Below are 20,242 nucleotides of genomic sequence, written 5' to 3'. Positions count from 1 at the left end.
GTATTAGTTCTAAAGATTCATATATTAGTGGATTTACCTACCAGAAGCCTACTGAGGAGTGTGTTTTAGTTTTGAATTCAAAATGGAAAAAGTTTAATCACAAACTATCGTTAATGCTTTCTACGTCGCTGATTGTGTCTATGTTATCTATCAATTTATCTGTATCGGCAGAAGTGGCTACATCTAAAACTTCTTTTACTGATATTGATAATTCGTATGCCAAAACGGAAATAACCAAATTAGTAGAACAAGGAATACTCACGGGATTTACTGATGGGACATTTAAACCTTCCGATTCGGTAACACGGGCTCAATTAGCAAAAATTATGGTCGGTGCGCTTAATTTAAAGCCTGATCATGTCGAAGCAAGTCAATTCAGAGATGTAAAGGAAGATCAATGGTATGCCGGATATGTAGGTGCACTTGTCAAATCTGGAATTGCTCAAGGTACCTCTAAAGATAGCTTCTCACCTAATAAAAATGTGACAAGAGAAGAGTTGGCTGTATTTTTTGTTAGAGCCTTTGGTTGGGAGCATCAAAATGTAACGAGTCAAACATCCAAGCCTCAACTCTCAGATTTAGGTCAAGTATCTAACTGGGCGAAAGATTCTGTGTCACTTGCCTATCAATCTGGTTTTATTAAAGGTTTAGTTCAAAAAGATGGAACAGTCAAATTTAATCCATCAGGCATAGCAGATCGACAGGCGCTAGCGAGACTTGCATATGAATTTGTGATAAATAAGTCTACATATGATAGTTACATGGTTCCTACCAAGACAGAGATTGATACTGAAGATTCTAATGAAGTAACGCCTGAAACAACAAAACCTTCTGAAGGTAACAGTAAGGGAAATAGCGGTAGCAGCTCCGGAGATAAAGGGAACGGAAGTAACAATGGTGGAAATAGTGGAGGCGGGGAACAAGCCCCTAGTAATAATCTCTCTGCTCCAGGTACATATACTCTTGGTAATGTAACTGGAAATGTAACGATTAGTTCTCAAGGTGTCGTTCTAAAAAACACCAAAGTAAATGGTAAGCTGAAGATACTTGAGTCCGTAGGAAACGGTGACGTGACTCTTGATAATGTTAGTGTCACGGGAACTACTGAGATTCAAGGCGGAGGACCAAATAGTATTCATGCAGTGGACTCGGTTTTTGCAACAGTGATTGTTGATAAAGCGGATGGCAGTATTCGTTTGGTCCTTGAAGGTGGAAGTGATGTTCAGCAGATTGAGATTAGATCTGGTGCAATCGTACAGAATGTCTCCACGGGTGATGTCGGACCGATTGAGATAGCAGAGTCGATTCCCCATAATTCTTCGGTAGTGCTCAGTGGAAGCTTCGACTCTGTAATGGTTCATGCAGAGCAAGTTTCAGTGGAGTTCGGAGATAATTCCACCATTGGAAATCTCGAAGTGTTCCAAGAAGCATTGAACACAGTGTTTAAAATTAACCATGGTGCTGTAGTGAACCGGGCTATATTAAATGCAATCGTACAATTTTCTGGAACGGGAACATTATCTTCAGCACTGGTCAATGTAGAAGGTATTGATTTTAGTCAACTTAATCAACCACCAGCTATTGAGGTAGACCCTACAGTGACTAGTATAGTTTATTCACCTCAAGAAACAGAGTTTTCAGCAATTGATTCGACCCGTCAGATCGTATTCACGGGTATGACTACCTCAGCGATCAAAGATATCACTTCCATTGCAGAATGGAATGTCGAGGATAGCACTATTGCCATTGTTGACTCAGGCAAGATTCAAGCTAAAGGCAACGGTACGACAGTGGTAAAAGCCAAATATGGAAATTTCGAAATCAATGTTCCAGTAACCGTTACAGTCTATAACGAAGGAACAGTCTATCCGACACTCCAAGGGATTCAAGTTACAAATGGAAGCGTAAAGTTGAATTTTTCTGAGGGTTTGGAAGCTTCTGAACTGACTGCAAATGATTTCGTAGTTCGTGCCTATTTTGATGGGGCGGAACAACAATTGAATAACTTGCAGTACGGCAATGGCGAATTTACTTTTGATGCTATTGATAGCTATGGAGCCACATTGTACATCACTGTGGAGTCAGATGTTAATAAAACACATTTTGCAGGAAGCCAAAGTGGTGCAATCAAACTTACTGGATTCGGTGGTCACATCAAGGATGTAGCTGGAGCACCGGTTGCCAATTTAAGTATTTCTTTTAGAAGAGGCCTGGACAACAAAACAGGTGAAATTGTTGGTACTGTCAAAACGAATACTCAAGGAAACTACTATATCAATCTTCCCCCAGGAATCTACACAGGTGAACTTGGAGGTGGAGATACAAAATATATTACAACTTATCTCATTGGTGTCTCGGCAGTGAATGTGGAGAATAAACGTGAGAATCAAACTGCTATAGAAATACCTACACAAGATGAAACCCGCTTCGTGTTAACTTGGGGTAAAGATCCAGTGGATCTGGATTCACACCTCGTAGGTCCTGCAGGTGATGAGAAAATGTTCCATACGTTCTACTCTGATAAACAATATTATAATAATGGCGAACTTATGGTTGATTTGGATTTGGATGATGTAACTTCATACGGACCTGAAACGACAACCATTCGTCACTTACTTCCTGGAACGTATACATTCTATGTTCATCATTTCTCTGGATCAAGCACAATCAAGAAATCTGGTGCCAAAATTGACGTGTTCCATGGTGCTGTAGCCACTCCAAGTGCAACGTATACTGTAGCAGATGCCAGTGGTAATGAAAGATACTGGGTCGTTCTTAGAATGATCGTTTCTGAAGAAGGTGTGGTTACTTATGAAGCAGTAAATGAATTTACCAATGTTGACCCACTCACTTCACTTCAACCATCGGATGAAATTAACGAAAATGAATTGGAAACTCTAGAATAAATAGAGTATTTAGATTAGTTTTAAATGTATCACGAAGAAACCCTGTCTTTAAAAAAGACTAAGGGTTTCTTTTTTTACGTGTCTAAATCTTTTGGTGGCTGTAAATAGAGCATATCCGAAGTTGATATCGGTACATAACAAGTAGACATGATACCCCAAAGTATACTGAAACATCATGTCCTATGCTGGAAAATGATTACGTGACCTAATGATTATTCTCGTAACATTCCTTTATTTGATAGGATCAGGGTAGGTTCCGAAGACAGAGATTTTTCTCTTAGTTTATAGGAAGACAAGTCTCTGCTTGAACCCATTCAATCCAAATAAGGGAGGATGTTTATTTATGAAAAAGATGTTGACGGTATTGTTGTCGGTTGGTCTGCTTGCTTCTGCATTTGGTGCAATTCCGGTGTCGGCAGCTCCCGAGATTGTAAAGACAACGATTATTGTTCCAAAAGGAACGACGTATGATGGTAAAGGCAAAAGTGTTGCCGCAGATCCCAAAACATTAGGAGATGGCAGCCAGGCCGAGAACCAGAAGCCTATTTTCCGATTAGAAGCAGGAGCTACGTTAAAAAATGTTGTGATTGAAGCACCGGCAGCCGATGGCGTGCACTGTTATGGCAATTGTAATATTGAGAATGTAACCTGGAAGGATGTCGGTGAGGATGCGCTCACGCTGAAATCCGCAGGCACTGTAAATATCACGGGTGGTGCGGCGTACAAGGCCTATGACAAAGTGTTCCAGATGAATGCGTCCGGTACGATCAATATTAAAAATTTCAAAGCGAATGATATTGGCAAGCTGGTGCGTCAAAATGGCGGAACATCCTATGCGGTCACAATGAATGTGTCCAACTCTGACATTTCCAATGTAAAGGATTCCATCCTGCGGACAGATAGCAGCTCTACTGTAGGTAAAATCACAAATACACGTTATTCCAAAGTGCCAACGCTGTTCAAAGGCTTTGCTTCAGGAAAAACGAGCCAGTCTGGAAACACGCAATATTAAAGGATTGCCACAATTACCCATCTGATGTACATTAGAAGCAATGAAATAAGTGAACCGGGAGCTCAATGAAGTTGGGCTGAGAGAGTGGCCTTGTGCCGCTGACCGTACATCTGATCTGGGTAATGCCAGCGTAGAGAACATGGATTTACAATGTGTAAGGGTGAAATGTGCAAATTAATGGGGAAAACAACATGACTTCTTTTAGCTGCGGTGGTTGGTCTGCTGCAACGGAGAGGGAGTGATTGATATTCCGTCTTTTCGACATCCATCCCATACATCGTTGTGAGGATTGTATTCTGTGCGTAAGGCCTGCCCGGAACCGGGGAGGCTTTTTTTGTTTATTTTTAGAGGTTGTTCAAAAAGTCTGCTTTTGATTACGAAGGATGCCTGACGGCATCATCAGCATCGAATATGGAATTCAGCCGAAATGTCCGTTGCTCACGTAGTTTTCCCTACGCTCCGCTACTCCATTTCTAGCTTCATCCCATCTTCTTGGTACTGAAAACCAGTCTTTTTGAACACACACTTTTATAACCCCCACAGGGAGCAGAGGAAGGAAGTAGAGAACATGGCAGCAACAGCAGGCAACAAACGATTGAAACTAACGGATATTCTGGTAACCATCGTGATCGCAGTGGTATTCGGAGTGATTTACAAGATATGGGGACCTACGTATGACCTGATGAAACCATTCGGCGTTCATGCGGAGCAGATGATCTACGGCATGTGGTTTATGGCAGGCACGTTTGCTTTTGTCATCATTCGTAAACCAGGTGTGGCGATTCTTGCTGAGGTAGCGGCTTCAACGGTGAGTGCTTTTCTAGGCAGTGAATGGGGCATGTCCACACTGGTGTATGGTCTCTTGCAAGGCCTGGGAGCCGAAATATTCTTCGCCGCATTTCTGTATCGAAAAACCAATCTGTTTGTCACTTGTCTTGCAGCCATAGGTGCAGCGGCGGCTTCGCTCTTGCTGGATTACCAGTACGGGTATATTGATTCACTCTCGGCGTGGAACTATACGTTATTTATCGGGTTCCGCTTCATTGGAAGTATTCTGATTGCCGGAGTGTTCGCTTATTATCTCGCCAAAGCATTGGAACTGACAGGTGTAACGCGTTCGCTCAGACCGGTATCCAAACAAGATTATGAGGCTCTGGATTAGATGAACGGGGAAGGGAATTCGCAAGCGGTAAGTGTGACGAATCTAAGATGCAAGTTCCCGGGAGAGAAGGCCTTGGTATTTCAAGGCTTGTCTCTCTCTGTGCGTCAAGGGGAGAAAGTGTTGTTGCTTGGACCTAGCGGCTCCGGGAAATCGACGTTATTGCAAATATTGAGCGGTCTGATACCACGTTCGGTTGAGATCCCGATGAAATGTGATGATATCCAGATTCCGACGAAGGCGGGAGTGGTCTTTCAAGAACCGGATACCCAGTTCTGTATGTCCTATACGGATGAGGAGATCGCATTTGTGCTGGAAAATCGAAATATTCCGCGTGAAGAGATGGCGGGTCTGATTGAATATTATCTGGATCAGGTGGGGTTATCCTTTGAACAAAATCGGACATTAATCCAATCGATGTCTCAGGGGATGAAGCAGCGTCTTGCGATCTCTTCGATGCTTGCCATGGACCCGGAGGTGTTGTTTCTGGATGAACCCACTGCACTGCTGGATGATGAGGGGACTTCCCAGGTGTGGGATACCGTCAAACGGATCGCCAGTGACAAGACGTTAATTATCGTTGAACATAAAATCAATGAGATTGTCGATATGGTCGACCGCATCGTTGTGTTATCACCTGAAGGAAAGATCGTGGCAGATGGGCCAGCACAGCAGGTATTCACGCATGAACGTGACAAGCTAAAGACTTATGGAATCTGGTATCCGGGCGTGTGGGAGGAGCGAGAGCAAGCAACCAAGGAAGAACAGGAAAGTATCTCTGGAGAGCTGCAAATGTGTGTGGATCAGGGCTTTCCGAGCTTGGAAGCACAGCAATCGTCTGGTTTATCCAAAACAATAGGGACATTCCCCGTATCTCACGTATCATCTTTATCGCCTGTAGCGTCCCTCTATCAGCCTGCACTGGATTTACAGCAGTTTACCGGATGGCGTGGGAAAACATCCTCCATTCAGGTGGAACAGGTCAAGGTATGGCATGGAGACTGGATCGGTGTTGTGGGAGCCAATGGTGCAGGCAAGAGTTCATTGTTATTATCCCTGATGAATATTTTGAAGACGACAGGTCACTATGAGGTGGATGGTCATCCCTCTGGTAAAACGGAGCAACTCGCAGATCGAATTGCGTTTGTATTTCAGAATCCGGAATTTCAATTTGTGACCAACACCGTCGCGGAAGAAGTGGAATTCTCCTTGCTTGGGGGCACGCTTACTACGAAAGAAAGACATGACAGGACTGAGCATATGCTGAAGCAATTTGGGCTAATCGATCTGTCCGAGCGTCATCCTTACCAATTATCGATGGGGCAGAAACGACGCTTGAGTGTTGCCTCCGCACTGGTGAGAGAGCAGCGTATTTTGCTGTTGGATGAACCTACATTTGGACAGGATGCCCGTAATACGTTCGCCATGTTGGCACAACTGGAGCAATTGCGGCGTGAAGGAACAGCCATCGTTATGGTTACCCATGACCGTGAGATTGTAAAAAGATATTGCACCCGAATCTGGACGGTGGATGACGGGAGGTTATCTGATGCAACTGTCGTTTCCTCACCGTGAAACCTGGCTTCATGCCGTCAATCCCGGCTTGAAGATGATTATTCTGACATTGATGTTTGTCTTCGTTATCCTTATTCACAATCTGAATGTAATGGCCAACGTCGCGGTAGCTATGATGCTGTTACTGTGCTGGACAGGCCACCCGTGGTACAGATTGATGCTGTACGCATCACCATTCATTCTGGTATTTATCTCTACGTCTACAGGTATGATGATGTTTGGTAAGGGCGAGACCACGTGGTATAAGTGGGGACTGATTCATATTACAGAAGAGAGCTTCTATCGCGGACTACATTTGGGATTTCGCTCGCTGAGCATGGCAGCGGCGGGCTTGCTGTTCGGACTGACAACGAAGCCAGTAAGACTGTTTTATTCCCTGATGCAGCAGTGGAAGCTTCCCGCCAAATATGCCTATAGCTTTCTGGCGGCGATGCGCATGATCCCGATTTTGCTGGATGAATTCCAGACGCTCCGTTACGCGATTCGCATTCGTGGAACAAGGCAACGCGGCTCTCGCTGGAACGTGTATGGTACGCTGAAGCGTTACGCTATTCCGCTGCTGGCACAGAGCATTCGCCGTGCACAGCGAATGGCCGTAGCGATGGAAGCGAAGGGATTCACGGATGGGGCCAGCCGGACGTATTACATTCAGATTGGCTATTCGCGAGCTGATCTGTGGTTTGTATTTTATTATATGCTCACCTTAACCGCTGCTTATTACATGGGGGTCACTTTTCCTTATCATGCTACGATGGTGGATGTAAGGTAATAAGGGAAGATGAAGAAAAATATATTAAGGTAAACGGTAACTATTTCCTGATCACAGGCGTCTATATGGAAAAAACTTCTAATGGATGGGGATGAATGAGAGTGAAGACGGGGCCTGACTGGCAGAGAACAGGGTACAAATGGATTACCATGACTGGATTATCTGCTGTGCTGTTGACGGGATGGATGCTCCTGGATTTCAAAATGGTCGTGCTTGGAGGACAAGCTTCGGCTACAACGCCACAAGCCTTGGGGGCAAGTCCCCAAGCCTCATCAACACAGTTGGTCTACAAACAAGGTGAACCTGTTACGCTCATGACCGACATCCCTCTGTTCAAAAACAGGAGGGAAGGCAGTGTGGCTGCTGACCAGATGGGGATTGAATACTATACGACGAAAAGTGAAAAGTATACCCTGGCATCGGTTCGTGGTGAGTGGATACAGGTCAAGTCATCCGAGCAAGGAGACTTTTGGCTGCCAAGTTGGTATGCGCTGAAAGGGAGCAGAAGCATGACGAAAACGGCTCCCCAAAGCTTCACGCTTCAATCGGGCAGTAAGCTGTATTTGGCCCCGGGTAGTGCTTCAACCTGGTCTTTTGAGAAAAGGCTAACAGATAAAGCTGTTATTGTTGCCGCGTGGGATGGCTGGTATGGCGTCTCCATTGCCCCTCGAATCTGGAATAAGGAATCGTCCACTTATCGCCCTGTACTGCTCTGGATCAAGGAAAAGGATATAGATCAACGAATGAATGTGGCTGATGGCTGGTTCAATCAGGAGGCATCGCTGGAGACTTCGGTTATACGCCATCTGACAGATATTAAGCTGAACAAGGCAACTACCTCCAAACAAGTGGCTGAGTGGTTAGGCGAGCCGGATTGGAAAGAGAGTTCAAGCAATCTAAATTACACGGGTTATTCAATGAGTATTGGGCAGACCTGGAGATATGAGCGGGAAGATGGGCAATATCTGGTCACATTTAACAAGAATGGCAAGGTGGTCAGGACACGCTGGAACCTACCACAGGATAATCGAAATGCTGTTGTTTCCGATTGGAACATCAGTCGGGCGGATGAATATGGGTTCACAACAAAAATCTATGGCACAACACTGCCGACGACAATCCCCTGGAAACCGCTTTGGACGAACCAGGGGGATATTAACTACACTTTTTTACAAGCAGCCACGGATGACGTGCTCCTGATGAAAGGGGATGACGGTGGATTTAGCGGGGATTACTACGAAGGCTCCATATATGCTCTTGACCGACATTCGGGCCAGAAATTATGGAGGATTAATGGGGGTTTTGGAAGATTGCAGGCAGAGTTGGAGACAGGACGCCAATACGTTACAATCTACAGCGATTATGACCCTGACAAGAAAAAATACGTGGAGCGTATCCGTCATCTGAACTTGAAGAACGGAAAGGTCACATGGACGTACACTCCTAAGCAAAATTTCAGTCTGAATGGCATTACTGCGGCAAAAAACGTCGTGGTTGTGAATAGTCCGATAAATGAAGGCTCAAGCAATAGCAGGTTGACGGTTCTGGACAGTGCGAACGGAAAAACATTGTGGACGCGCAAACTGACTACAGGTTATGAACTATTGAACAAGAGTGCAGATGACCCTTATGTGTTGTACTGGGAAAAGAATAAACTGGTTGCAGCCGATCCGCAATCGGGCCGAACCGTATGGAGCTTGAAGGCCAAACGATCCACCATAGAACAACTTGGGAATGATCCATATTTTGATGGGATCGAACGTATGAATCCCTTTGCAACCACGAATGCCGAAAGATGGATATCGCTGGATAATCAATGGCTACTGCTTGATCTGAACACGGGCAAGAAACTTGCAAAATTTCTTGCTCGGGCAGGACAGCGATTTGAGGTGCTGAATGATGGCATGCTGTTGATCCGGGAGAACAAAAACGGCGATCATTACGGAAAATATGAAGATTTTACAACCACCCTGTACGATGCCAAGACAGGCAAAGCACGCTGGACGCTCAAGGGCAAGGTTGAACGTGGCCTGGTGGAAGAGGATCAGTTGTATGTGATTAAGAACGGCTATCCAGCGGCTTTGGATTATAAAACGGGGGAGACGCGTTGGAGTGCCAAAGATTCGATTGCAACGCTAAGGTATCCAACGAATCAGGGAAGTTATCTGATCATTGATGATCAGTTGCTGTTGCCCATGGACGAGAATTTGCTCGTATTGAACAAAAGGAATGGAGCATTGCTAGGTCGTGTACATGACGTTGTGATGGGAAGCCCGGAGCACCGGGACCGGGATGCGAAGAATGGAACGATTAACCGAATTGGAAATGAAGTATATGTGGGTTCGTCCAACGGACGTTTTCGTGTATATGAAGCCAGCCGCCTTCAGGAGGCAATCTCACCTTAAAAGCTTGTCTCGTAAGGGATGTTGATTTATTATAAATGAACAGGCTTGCTCGCGCTCCGGTTATCGGCTGTGCGGGCTTTCTTCATGTGTTCTTAAGAACCATGCATGATCATTCACGGGAGGACTCTCCATGATCTCATTATATGGTGTAAGCAAACGTTATAACGAGCGCGGTTCCCGTGCAGATCAGGGATTCGAAGCATTAAGCTCGGTGTCCCTCGAAGTGGGACAAGGAGAAATACATGGCATTATCGGATCGAGTGGAGCAGGCAAATCCACACTTCTACGGATGCTCAACGGATTGGAAAAGCCGGATGATGGTGAGGTTGTTGTGAATGGGCAGAACCTGACTCAGATGAATGAACAGAGTCTGCGTCAGGCACGAAGATCCATTGGCATGATCTTTCAACACTTCAATCTTGTCAGTAACCGAACGGTGAGTGGCAATGTCTGCATGCCATTGGAGCTTGCGGGTATATCTCGTACGCAGAGAGTTGAACGTGGACTTGAGGTACTGCGGTTTGTTGGACTGGAAGACAAGGCAGATCAATATCCTGCTCAGCTTAGCGGAGGACAGAAGCAACGTGTGGCGATTGCACGAGCACTTGCCAGTCGTCCGGATGTGCTGCTCTGTGACGAACCGACCTCTTCGCTTGATCCACAGACTACGAACGGTATCCTGGATGTGCTACGTCATATCAATGAAACACTGGGCGTGACCATTGTCGTAGTGACGCATGAGATGGAAGTGGCTCGTAGACTATGTCACAGGATATCGGTCATGAAGGATGGGCGACTCGTTCGAACGTTGTCTAAAGCGGAAGTGAGCAGTATCCCTGCTCCACAGCCTGATCTGCTGACCTCCTTGCTTTCGGGTGACGAATACGGGATGACAGGTTCGTCTCTGTTCCGTCAGACAGAACAGGAGGACAAGTCATGACGTTACCTGAATCTGTGCTCAAGTATCAGCATGAGATATGGCAGGCGATCGGAGAGACTTTTGTCATGGTGGGTATCTCCATTGCGGCAGCTGTTCTGATTGGGTTACCTCTGGGTACACTCCTGTACTTATTCCGGAAAGGACAGCGATATCAGAATCAAACGTTATCCTTCGTACTCGGCAGTGTCGTCAACATCATTCGTTCGTTTCCGTTCTTACTGCTGGTTGTATTCATGATTCCATTCACACGGATCGTCGTGGGAACGTCCATCGGTACACTGGCGGCAACCGTGCCACTCTCGGTCATTGCGATTGCCCTTTACGCGAGACTGGTGGAACAGGCGTTGCTCGATGTACCGCGGGGAGTGGTTGAAGCTGCTGCTTCCATGGGGGCATCGACGATGCAGCTGGTGGTGAAATTCCTTTACGTGGAGGCACGATCTGGCCTTGTACTGGGAATCACAACAGCTACGATTAGCTTCATCTCCTACTCAACGGTGATGGGCATTGTAGGAGGTGGCGGGGTTGGCGATTTTGCTATTCGCTACGGTTATCAGCGCTTCGAAACGGAGATTATGGTATTTACGATCATCATTATGATTATCCTGGTACAGATGATCCAATTCACAGGTAGCAGACTGTCCCACTGGCTGGATCGCAGATCCTGAACGGTTGGACCGTGCATTTTCACGAATAACCAATACAGATTATACGATGAGGGGTAGACACGAAATGAAAGCAAAAATGATGCTTATGTTGCTCGCAGTGATGCTGGTTGTAGCTGCTTGCGGACAAAAAGAAGAAACACCTGCGGCAGAAGGAACAAATGAAGATACTCAGGCAGCACAAGAAGTTACGCTGAAAGTAGCCACGTTGATTCCACCGATGACAGATGTACTGGATATTGTAAAACCGTTATTGAAGGAAGATGGCGTCAACTTGGAAGTTGTCGTGCTGTCCGATAACGTTCAGCCGAATACGGCACTTGCGAACAAGGAAGTGGATGCAAACTTCTTCCAGCATGTACCTTACATGACCCAATATAACGAAGCGAACAATGCCAATCTGGTGGCAGTACAACCTATCTATAACGCAATCTATGGAGGTTACTCCAAAAAGTATAAATCCATTGAGGAATTACCAGAAGGTGCAACGATCGCGATTGCAAACGATCCGTCCAACATTGGTCGCTCTCTTGTAATGCTGGAGCAAAACGGACTGATTAAGCTGAAAGAGGGCGTAGGTTTTAACGCCACGCAGGCAGACATCACCGAGAATACGAAGAAATTCAAGTTCGAGGAAGTGGACTTGTTGATGCTGGCTCGTATGATGGATGATGCTGATCTGGTAGCCATGACTCCGGCATATGCCAGCCCGCTCGGTCTCACACCGAAAAAGGATGCACTGTTAACCGAGAAGGATGATTCCCACTTTGCTATCACTATGGTTGCTCGTGAGGATAACAAAGACTCCGAAGCCATTCAGAAGCTGGCTAAGCGCATGGCAGGTCCAGAGGTCAAAGCCTTCTTCGAAGAGAAGTATGCAGATATCGCTATCCCGGCATTTGAATAGAGAATATGTAGCTTAATGTGAATAGCCTTTAAGATCTGAGCGATAACGCTTGGATCTTTTTTTTTATGGAATCTGTTAGGCTATTAACAAGTGTTTAGAAACTTAACAATTTGGTCATACCGCTGGCTTACTTTATTTAATAGTTTTTTCGTATAATTTGTTTGAAAGTAGTTCTTTAGGATTATAAATTAAGAGATTTAAGTAATTTATTTGGTGCGAAAAATGTCTTTTGCGAGAGGTAGGACCTAGTTTTAATATCTTGAGTAATGTTAGTTGGTCTTCACTCTATGAGAGCTAGATCAAGCAGAACTAAAAATTAATCTGGAAGAGGTAGAGAAATTTGTCCCGAAAAAATAGCAAATCGACCTGGTTCAACAAGATGCATAAGAACTTTAAAACGAAGCTGGTAGTGTCCTTTATTGCTTTTTTAGCCATTCCTTCGTTAAGTATTGGCGTTTTATCGTATAGCAGTGCGAAAGATGAAGTAGAGAAACAAATCCTACATAGTGCGATGGAAAACGTGAACCTTGCCAGTGCGACCATTGATTTGTCGATCAATGCCAAGCGCAATCACATTGAATACTATGCGAGTACACTTGCAGAGGAATTGCGTCAAGAAGATGCTGAGGTTCAGGTCGTGAATGAATTGAAGGGGTACGCTGCGCAGAACACCGATATCATCACCATAGGTGTGGGAACGGAAGAGGGTGTGTATCTGATGTCCTCCGATGCGGAGATGCCCCAAGATTACGATCCGCGAGTAAGACCGTGGTATACGGAAGCGATGGGAAGTCCGGAACAGGTGATTGTTACAGATCCTTATATTTCTGCCGAGACGAATGAGATCACCATCACGATTGCCAAGGCACTGAATGATCAATCGGGCGTGGTCCAACTGGATCTCGATCTGTCCAATATCAGTACCTTGGTGAGCGGCATTAAAGTAGGAGAACAGGGTTATCTAATTCTGCTGGATGCCAGCGAAAAGTATATCTATCATCCGACGGTACAACCCGGTACAGATGCAACAGAAGATTTTTGGACACAGGTGTATACGAATGAATCTGGAAATTTCAACTATACCTTTGATCAGGCTGATAAAGTCATGTATTATGCTACGAATGCATCCACGGGATGGAAGGTCGCTGGCACCATGTTCTCTTCTGAAGTTGAGGATGCGGCTGCGCCTATCCTGAATCGAATGATCATCGTCATTGTGTCTTGCCTCGTCGTGGGTATTTTGATTATCTGGCTGGTGATGCGATCTATCATTAAACCGATCCGTCAGTTAAAGGACCAGGCGATTCAGGTGAGCGAAGGGGATCTAACCCAAACGATTACTTCCACAAGCCATGATGAAATTGGTGAACTGAGTGATGCGTTTGGCAAAATGCAGCATAATCTGCGTGTGTTGATACAGAATGTGGAGAACAGCGCCAGTCAGGTGGTCATCTCATCGGATGAAATGACTCAGAGTGCGGAATCAACCAGTGCAGCCAGTGAACAGGTAGCGCGAGCCATTCAGGAAATTGCGAGTGGTGCGGAGAAGCAGACCCAAGGTATTGACCTTAACCATCAGGCCATGAATGAAATTACGATCGGAATTACACGAATTGCCGAACGTTCCATACAAGTTGCTGATTTGGCGAAACATACAACCGTACAAGCGGAAGAAGGCGGCAACACCGTCAAGCAGACGGTGGGTCAGATGCACTCGATTCAAGAAACGGTAGCACAGACGAATCAGATCATTCAGGCTTTATATGAACGATCACACCAAATTTCAGCGATCACGGAGTTAATCGGAAGTATAGCCAAACAGACCAACCTGCTCGCGCTGAATGCCTCCATCGAAGCTGCTCGTGCAGGTACGCATGGGAATGGATTCGCTGTTGTGGCAGCAGAGGTCCGGAACCTAGCAGAGCAATCTGGGCAGTCCGTCAATGAAATTACCGTGCTGACTACGGCAGTACAGGAAGACATGGCCGCTTCCGTTCGCATGATGGAGAAAGTGACCACAGAGGTTGGAGAGGGCATGGAAATCTCTACAGAGGCGATTCGGAAGTTTGAACGCATTCTGGATAGTATGCGGGAAACGACACCTCAGATTGAAGAGATTGCAGCTACTTCTCAAGAGATCACAGCAGGGGTTCAGGAAGTATCAGCTGTGTCCAATGAGTTGGCAGGCATTGCTTCAGGCAACGCCGAGGCATCCGAAGAAGTGGCTGCTTCCTCAGAGGAGCAACTGGCAGCAATGGAGCAGATTTCTGCCTCGGCTCGGGGCCTTTCTTCCATGGCTGAAGAGCTGCAACGCCTCATTAGACAATTTAAATATTAAACGGGCATGTAGCAGCAGTATCAGAGAGTATCACACAGGGATGGCATCACATCATGTTTCATCAGAGGGAGTGGATAACCATGCAACTAGAACTCAGAGCCTTCTTACTGCTAACGGATGCGGTTATGATTACAGATGAGGATGGTGTGATCCTTGATGTGAATTCCGTCTATGTCACCAAAACGGGGTTCTCACGGGAACATACGGTAGGTCAGCCTGCTCGATTGTTAATGGATACCCACTGGAGAGGCAACCAGACCTGGTCTGGCGTAGCTAAACTGATGAAGGCTAATCAGGAAGTGTGGGATGCCCAAGTCACGATTACATCGGTACATTTGGATGATTCTCTCTTTTATATCAGCATATTTAATGATGAAATTTCCTAAAAAAAATTGTTGTTTTGCGATAAGTGTATGTTAGCTGAAAGGGTCTGTTATTTTCAAAAAAAGGTCAATATCGTCAATTGAATAAGGGAGCCTGGCATACTATGATCTGTATACTGGGGAACTGCGACCGTGAATCTGGCAACATTCATTGAATGCAAGAATTCCTGAATTCGTATTGTGGACGGTGACCATTTGCTACGCGATCTTGTATTAAATTTCACGCTGATTTTGATCTTTGTTTTCCTGATTCATCACTATCTGAACCAAACAAATGCAACGCGCACATCTTCCATTACGACTCGAATGATTATTGGCATTGCACTGAGCATGTTGGGCACAGCGTTATATTATTTCTCCATTGTACTAAGTGATGGTACCATGTTGAATTTCCGGGCCAGTGTGTATCTGCTCGCCGCTTATTTTGGTGGAAGTGCCTCCGCATTCATTACTTTTGCATTCATGTGGATTTTTCGAATTAATATGGGGCGTAATCCCTTGTTGGAGAACTGGCAGTATGCGTTGTTAGAGTTGTTCTTTGTTATAGCCATATGCCTGATCTTCAAGTACGTCAGGGGATTTATGCAGAAGTGGTTGTTCGGATCGTTACTGCTGATTACTGTGTATGAGTTGATTGTACTAAAGACATATTCTCCTTCTCTACTAGTGATGGGGAAGATTCTCCTTTTTCAATGTATCTGCTTTTTGGCGATTGTACTATTCCTGTATTATCTGAACCAAAATCATCGATATAGGCGATTGGTCATTCAAAGGGATCGGGAAATGCTGGAGATGCTTCGTATGCAGCCCGGGTTTACGTTTAAAATCCATAAACAGAACGGAAAATTCGAATATCTTCTGCTTGAAGGAGAGATGCTCTCCCAGTTGGGCTTGGATATGAGCAGTCTGAAGCATGATTACAAGTTGGGCACCCTGAACATTTTACCTAAAGAGAAGGTTGAGTTTCTACGAAAGCAGTTTAACCGGGCGTGGAATGGTGAATCTTTTTTTTACGAGATTGAGCATGAAGGGTATTATTCTCTGGTGAAAATTCGCCCGCTGCGTGAAGATGGTGTGGTGAAGTATGTGGTGGGGTATGGACTCGACATTACGGAACACAGGGCAGTTAAACGTAGAATTCAAGAAAGTGAAGAACGATATCGAACACTTGAGCAAGTGTCGGCAGACTGGTTTGTCGGTTTGGATAGCAATAGATGCATTGTCTCGGTTAATCAGAAATTTCTGGATGTTCTCGGTCTCGACAGGCAGCAAGTGATTGGACGTCAGCTTGAAGAAATGTTGTTCATTGAGCAGTGGGAGCACTGGTTGTTGATTTTCCAAAAAGCCTTACACCACAATATAGTCCAGGAGACGGAATTGAGTTTGATTATTGGAGAAGGTCATGAGCAGCATGTGCGGATTCACCTATACCCGGATAAAGCGCTTAACTCAAGTGAGAAAATTAAGGCGGTTATTCATGATATTTCGGAACAGTATAAACGTGTTAAGGCCGACAAAGCGAATCAGGCGAAAAGTGAGTTTCTTGCCTTCATGAGTCACGAGATTCGTACCCCACTGAGCGGTATTATCAGCTTTTCGTTGTTGCTTCAACGGACAGATCTATCCCCACAGCAATTGGATTATTTGAGTAAAATCAACGCGTCCTCCCAAACCCTGCTTACCCTCGTGAATGATATTCTTGATTTTTCAAAAATTGAGGCAGGCAAGCTGACTTTGGAGAAGGTTTCTTTTTCACCAGAGGATGTATTCAAGCGTGTGGCAGATCAGATCGGTGTGGCCATCGGGCACAAAGACATCGAAGTGATCTTTACGACCGATTCCGATCTGCCGTTAACGGTGATTGGTGATCCGTTCCGACTTGAACAGGTGTTATTGAATCTGCTGAGTAATGCGATTAAATTCACGGAGCATGGATATGTCACATTGCGGGCAGAGGTGCTTTCATTGGAAGCGGAGCAAGTTCAGGTCCGTTTTGAGGTAGAGGATACGGGGATTGGAATCTCACCTGAACAACTGGAACGACTTTTTGTCCCGTTTACTCAAGCGGAACCTTCGACGTATCGAACATATGGTGGTTCTGGACTTGGGCTGGTGATCTGTTATCTTCTGGTGACCTCCTTGGGAGGAAACTTGCGTGTGGATAGTGTGCCGGGAGAGTACAGTCTGTTTTCATTCGATTTGATATTTGAACTTGCAGATACGGAAGAAGAGAGTTCATTTCTGCAAACATTCCCTTTGCTATATTGTGTGAATGATGTGGTTATCATTGAAGAGGATGAACGGATGGGCGAAAGTCTGAAGCAGATGCTCTACTCATTCGGGATGAAGCCAACGTTGTATCCTTCCTTGAACCATATGATGGAGAGCGATTGGTGTGTACCTTATGCAGATGGGGCAAGTTCCCTGTTAATAATGATGGATATGGATGCAAAGGACACCGTTAACGGGTCGTCATGGGACAATTTCATGAAGCGATTGAATCGAACCCAATTTCAAATGGTGGGTTATACCCATGCTTTTAGTGAAAATGCCCTATGGAGTGAGGAGAGATCCTTCCGCCCGGATATCATGATGATCAAACCGATTACACGTCTGGGGTTGTTCGAAGTTTTACTTGCACTTCAAGGTGAAGGGCCACTGGAGAACCATCGGAGGGTAGAAGGCGATGAACCCTATTTGCTTAAATCCAAAGGCCACATTCTGATCGCTGAGGACCAAGAAATCAATCAACTGGTTATTCGAGCGATGCTGGAACATATGGGATTCGAGGTGACGCTGGCAGACAGTGGCACAGAGGTTTTGAAGAAATTGGGTGAACAAACATGGGAATTGATTCTAATGGATATGTACATGCCCGAAATGAATGGAATTGATGCAACGCGACACATTCGCAAGATGAGGCAATATGATCGTACGCCCATTATCGCGCTAACTGCGAATAGTCTGCAAATAGATCATGAGACTTGCTTTGAGGTTGGTATGAATGCCATCCTGACCAAACCGATTCATGAACAACAGATGACAGATACATTAGAAACATGGATTGATGTGAAAGGCATGCGAGAGATCAGCGGAATTGATGCAGATAAGGCGATTAGGCAGATGGACGGCAAGCCGCATATTCTGCAATATGCGCTCACGAAATTCAGAATGGAGTATGGCTCGTTTCAGAAAAAACTGACGATTAAGCTTCAGCAGCAGCAGATTGCTGCTGTGATCCGCAGCGTTCATTCACTCCGAGGCGTAGCTGCCAATCTGCATGCAGTGGACCTGTTACGTCCGGTTCTTCAACTGGAATCGCTCTTGTCCCGTCCGTTATTCGAAGAAGAGGAACTGAATTCGATATTGGAGAAGGTGCAACAGGAGATTGATAGAATTACCGAGTCTCTGCCATGGTAACCGAGCTGAATGAAGCTGTGTTGTTTCTAAGGTGTGAACTTATATCCGACCCCCCAGATGGTTTGAATATATTGGGGGTTTTTCGGGTTGTCCTCAATTTTTTTGCGAAGCTTGGTAATGTGCACATCTATGGTGCGATCATTAATATAGGCATCAATACCACGAATAGCTTCAATCAGGGCATACCGACTGTAGACCTTGCCGGGATTGAGGACAAATAGCTTCATGATTTCAAATTCGGAAAACGTCATTTCCACTCGCTGGTTATTCAACAGTACGGTTCTGCGGGCCAGGTCGAGAGATATTCCGCTTTCCTGTTCAGTGACAACAGAGTTGTTCAATATGGAGTAGCGACGTAATACAGCCTCAATACGAGCCTTCAGTTCCTGCATGCTGAAAGGTTTGCATACATAGTCATCAGCCCCGTCTGTTAATGATCGAATCCGCTCCGCAACCTCGGTTAACGAAGAGATGACGATGATGGGGATTGCCGTATGTTGGCGCATAAGAGAGCAAGGATTTTTATCTCCCGAATCAGGGAGCATCAAGTCAAGAAGCAGGATATCAGGCCGCGCTTGAAGCTGTAGAAGACCATCTCTTGCGTTATCGACACGGATAACATCATACCCTTCACCTTGCAAATACAGGGATAACGTATCACCTAACATGTTGTCGTCCTCTATGATAAGCACTTTGGTCATGATATTCCTTTCTGAATCCACTTCGTGTAGAAGAACTAAGATCCATGGGTTAGCTTAATATACCTGATAATGTATACCCTGATAATTAAATCACGCAACAGGGGGAGGTCAAGATTCCAACATGACTCGCCAAGAAGGGAGAGACTCCGATTCTATACTTGCCAAGATATCAGTTAGCTTCACGCTCAATCAGGCGCATCAGTTTGCGCTCGGTAGCGGTCTCTGGTGCCGGCGTGTATACACTGCATCGCAGATCGGAGCTGCCTTGAACCTGCAACGAGGTCAGATCAAACAACATTTTGCCTGCTTTGGAATGTCTGAACTCGATTAATACATCCGGGGCACTGCTGACACTGCTCTGTTTCCAGAGGGTATGAAAATCGGGATGTCTGTTCATCATGTCATCCAGAAATAAATTATACCATTCATCATCGACATACTGACCATAATAAGCACGAAAAATCGCCAGAAATCCGCTAACAAAATCCTCCCAGTTCACCGCGAGCCTGCGAAACTCCTTTCGATCAAATAACAGACTGATCATATTCCGCTGTTCGAGGGGAATCTGTTCAAAATCCATAAAAACATGCCGGGCTGCATCATTCCAGCCGACAATGTAACAGCGTCTATCCGAGATCACGGTAGGGCAGTGGTGAAGTTCTTGCAAGATTTTCTGCAGGGAAGGGTGCAGTTGAACAGGTTCTTCTTCCAGCGTGGGTAGCTCCGAGTGATGTTCCATCGCGAGCGAAAACAGATATTTTCGTTCATCTGCAGTAAGCTTTAGTGCTGAAGCAATGTTATCCAACACGGAATGGGATACCTGAATATCCCGACCTTGCTCCAGCCAGGTATACCACGTTGTACTTACGCCTGCCAGTTGGGAGACTTCTTCTCTCCTCAGCCCAGGCGTTCTGCGCCGACTTCCAGTAGGTAAACCAACCGATTCGGGTGAAATTTTGGAACGCTGTGTTTTCAGAAAAGTGGACAGGGCCTGTAGCCTGACATCGTAGTTCAATCCATCACCTTCGATCCTCATTATCATGGTAGTCATTATACTATTAT

14 protein-coding genes are annotated in these 20,242 nt (G+C 45.4%); 12 read left to right on the top strand and 2 right to left on the bottom strand.

Annotation, left to right across the window (positions count from 1 at the left end; translation table 11 throughout):
- Positions 1 to 71 precede the first annotated feature (71 nt).
- The 12 genes from PAHA3_RS25895 to PAHA3_RS25840 all read left to right on the top strand — a co-directional run bounded on the left by PAHA3_RS25895 (position 72) and on the right by PAHA3_RS25840 (position 18,479).
- Positions 72 to 2,906 (top strand): S-layer homology domain-containing protein, encoded by a 2,835-nt coding sequence (locus PAHA3_RS25895; RefSeq protein ID WP_062837538.1) that lies wholly within the window; start codon positions 72 to 74, stop codon positions 2,904 to 2,906.
- A gap of 343 nt (positions 2,907 to 3,249) precedes the next feature.
- Positions 3,250 to 3,918, top strand: coding sequence for a pectate lyase (locus tag PAHA3_RS25890; protein WP_062837537.1), 669 nt, complete (start codon positions 3,250 to 3,252; stop codon positions 3,916 to 3,918).
- A 568-nt stretch (positions 3,919 to 4,486) separates the two neighbouring features.
- Positions 4,487 to 5,080 carry an ECF transporter S component gene (locus tag PAHA3_RS25885; RefSeq protein ID WP_062837536.1) on the top strand — a complete coding sequence of 198 codons (594 nt, stop codon included), beginning with the start codon at positions 4,487 to 4,489 and terminating at the stop codon, positions 5,078 to 5,080.
- Positions 5,081 to 6,652, top strand: a complete 1,572-nt coding sequence (locus PAHA3_RS25880) for an ABC transporter ATP-binding protein (protein ID WP_062837535.1) — start codon at positions 5,081 to 5,083, stop codon at positions 6,650 to 6,652.
- Positions 6,627 to 7,421 carry an energy-coupling factor transporter transmembrane component T family protein gene (locus tag PAHA3_RS25875; protein WP_062837534.1) on the top strand — a complete coding sequence of 265 codons (795 nt, stop codon included), beginning with the start codon at positions 6,627 to 6,629 and terminating at the stop codon, positions 7,419 to 7,421. The genes PAHA3_RS25880 and PAHA3_RS25875 overlap by 26 nt, the downstream gene beginning before the upstream one ends.
- Before the next feature lie 95 nt (positions 7,422 to 7,516).
- The gene (locus PAHA3_RS25870; RefSeq protein ID WP_062837533.1) at positions 7,517 to 9,826 is read left to right on the top strand and encodes an outer membrane protein assembly factor BamB family protein; all 2,310 of its coding nucleotides are present in this window, start codon (positions 7,517 to 7,519) and stop codon (positions 9,824 to 9,826) included.
- A 130-nt stretch (positions 9,827 to 9,956) separates the two neighbouring features.
- Positions 9,957 to 10,766: a methionine ABC transporter ATP-binding protein gene (locus PAHA3_RS25865; protein ID WP_062837532.1), complete on the top strand. Its 810-nt coding sequence runs from the start codon at positions 9,957 to 9,959 to the stop codon at positions 10,764 to 10,766.
- Complete coding sequence (locus PAHA3_RS25860; RefSeq protein WP_062837531.1) at positions 10,763 to 11,434, top strand: methionine ABC transporter permease; 672 nt, start codon at positions 10,763 to 10,765, stop codon at positions 11,432 to 11,434. Before PAHA3_RS25865 ends, PAHA3_RS25860 begins: the two co-directional genes overlap by 4 nt.
- 46 nt (positions 11,435 to 11,480) lie before the next feature.
- Positions 11,481 to 12,338, top strand: coding sequence for a MetQ/NlpA family ABC transporter substrate-binding protein (locus PAHA3_RS25855; RefSeq protein ID WP_082763012.1), 858 nt, complete (start codon positions 11,481 to 11,483; stop codon positions 12,336 to 12,338).
- 379 nt (positions 12,339 to 12,717) lie between these two features.
- Positions 12,718 to 14,676 (top strand): methyl-accepting chemotaxis protein, encoded by a 1,959-nt coding sequence (locus tag PAHA3_RS25850; protein WP_062837573.1) that lies wholly within the window; start codon positions 12,718 to 12,720, stop codon positions 14,674 to 14,676.
- A gap of 80 nt (positions 14,677 to 14,756) precedes the next feature.
- On the top strand, positions 14,757 to 15,062 hold the full coding sequence (locus PAHA3_RS25845; RefSeq protein ID WP_062837529.1) for a PAS domain-containing protein: 306 nt from the start codon (positions 14,757 to 14,759) through the stop codon (positions 15,060 to 15,062).
- Between the two features lie 177 nt (positions 15,063 to 15,239).
- Complete coding sequence (locus PAHA3_RS25840) at positions 15,240 to 18,479, top strand: hybrid sensor histidine kinase/response regulator (RefSeq protein WP_153028310.1); 3,240 nt, start codon at positions 15,240 to 15,242, stop codon at positions 18,477 to 18,479.
- A 26-nt stretch (positions 18,480 to 18,505) separates the two neighbouring features.
- On the opposite strand, the gene PAHA3_RS25835 is transcribed toward PAHA3_RS25840, so the two are convergent.
- Both PAHA3_RS25835 and PAHA3_RS25830 read right to left on the bottom strand, forming a co-directional pair.
- Positions 18,506 to 19,180, bottom strand: a complete 675-nt coding sequence (locus tag PAHA3_RS25835; RefSeq protein ID WP_062837527.1) for a response regulator transcription factor — start codon at positions 19,178 to 19,180, stop codon at positions 18,506 to 18,508.
- 169 nt (positions 19,181 to 19,349) lie between these two features.
- Complete coding sequence (locus PAHA3_RS25830; protein WP_062837526.1) at positions 19,350 to 20,195, bottom strand: helix-turn-helix transcriptional regulator; 846 nt, start codon at positions 20,193 to 20,195, stop codon at positions 19,350 to 19,352.
- Positions 20,196 to 20,242: the final 47 nt, after the last annotated feature.

The organism is Paenibacillus amylolyticus, assembly GCF_001570725.1.
GTDB lineage: Bacteria > Bacillota > Bacilli > Paenibacillales > Paenibacillaceae > Paenibacillus > Paenibacillus amylolyticus_A.
This window is presented reverse-complemented; position numbering and strand designations above follow the sequence as displayed.

Coding starts and splice junctions, on each gene's coding strand:
- PAHA3_RS25850 (WP_062837573.1), top strand. CDS start 12,718: ATGCATAAGAACTTTAAAACGAAGCTGGTAGTGTCCTTTATTGCTTTT.
- PAHA3_RS25860 (WP_062837531.1), top strand. CDS start 10,763: ATGACGTTACCTGAATCTGTGCTCAAGTATCAGCATGAGATATGGCAG.
- PAHA3_RS25835 (WP_062837527.1), bottom strand. CDS start 19,180: ATGACCAAAGTGCTTATCATAGAGGACGACAACATGTTAGGTGATACG.
- PAHA3_RS25870 (WP_062837533.1), top strand. CDS start 7,517: ATGAGAGTGAAGACGGGGCCTGACTGGCAGAGAACAGGGTACAAATGG.
- PAHA3_RS25845 (WP_062837529.1), top strand. CDS start 14,757: ATGCAACTAGAACTCAGAGCCTTCTTACTGCTAACGGATGCGGTTATG.
- PAHA3_RS25855 (WP_082763012.1), top strand. CDS start 11,481: ATGAGGGGTAGACACGAAATGAAAGCAAAAATGATGCTTATGTTGCTC.
- PAHA3_RS25880 (WP_062837535.1), top strand. CDS start 5,081: ATGAACGGGGAAGGGAATTCGCAAGCGGTAAGTGTGACGAATCTAAGA.
- PAHA3_RS25875 (WP_062837534.1), top strand. CDS start 6,627: ATGCAACTGTCGTTTCCTCACCGTGAAACCTGGCTTCATGCCGTCAAT.
- PAHA3_RS25885 (WP_062837536.1), top strand. CDS start 4,487: ATGGCAGCAACAGCAGGCAACAAACGATTGAAACTAACGGATATTCTG.
- PAHA3_RS25890 (WP_062837537.1), top strand. CDS start 3,250: ATGAAAAAGATGTTGACGGTATTGTTGTCGGTTGGTCTGCTTGCTTCT.
- PAHA3_RS25865 (WP_062837532.1), top strand. CDS start 9,957: ATGATCTCATTATATGGTGTAAGCAAACGTTATAACGAGCGCGGTTCC.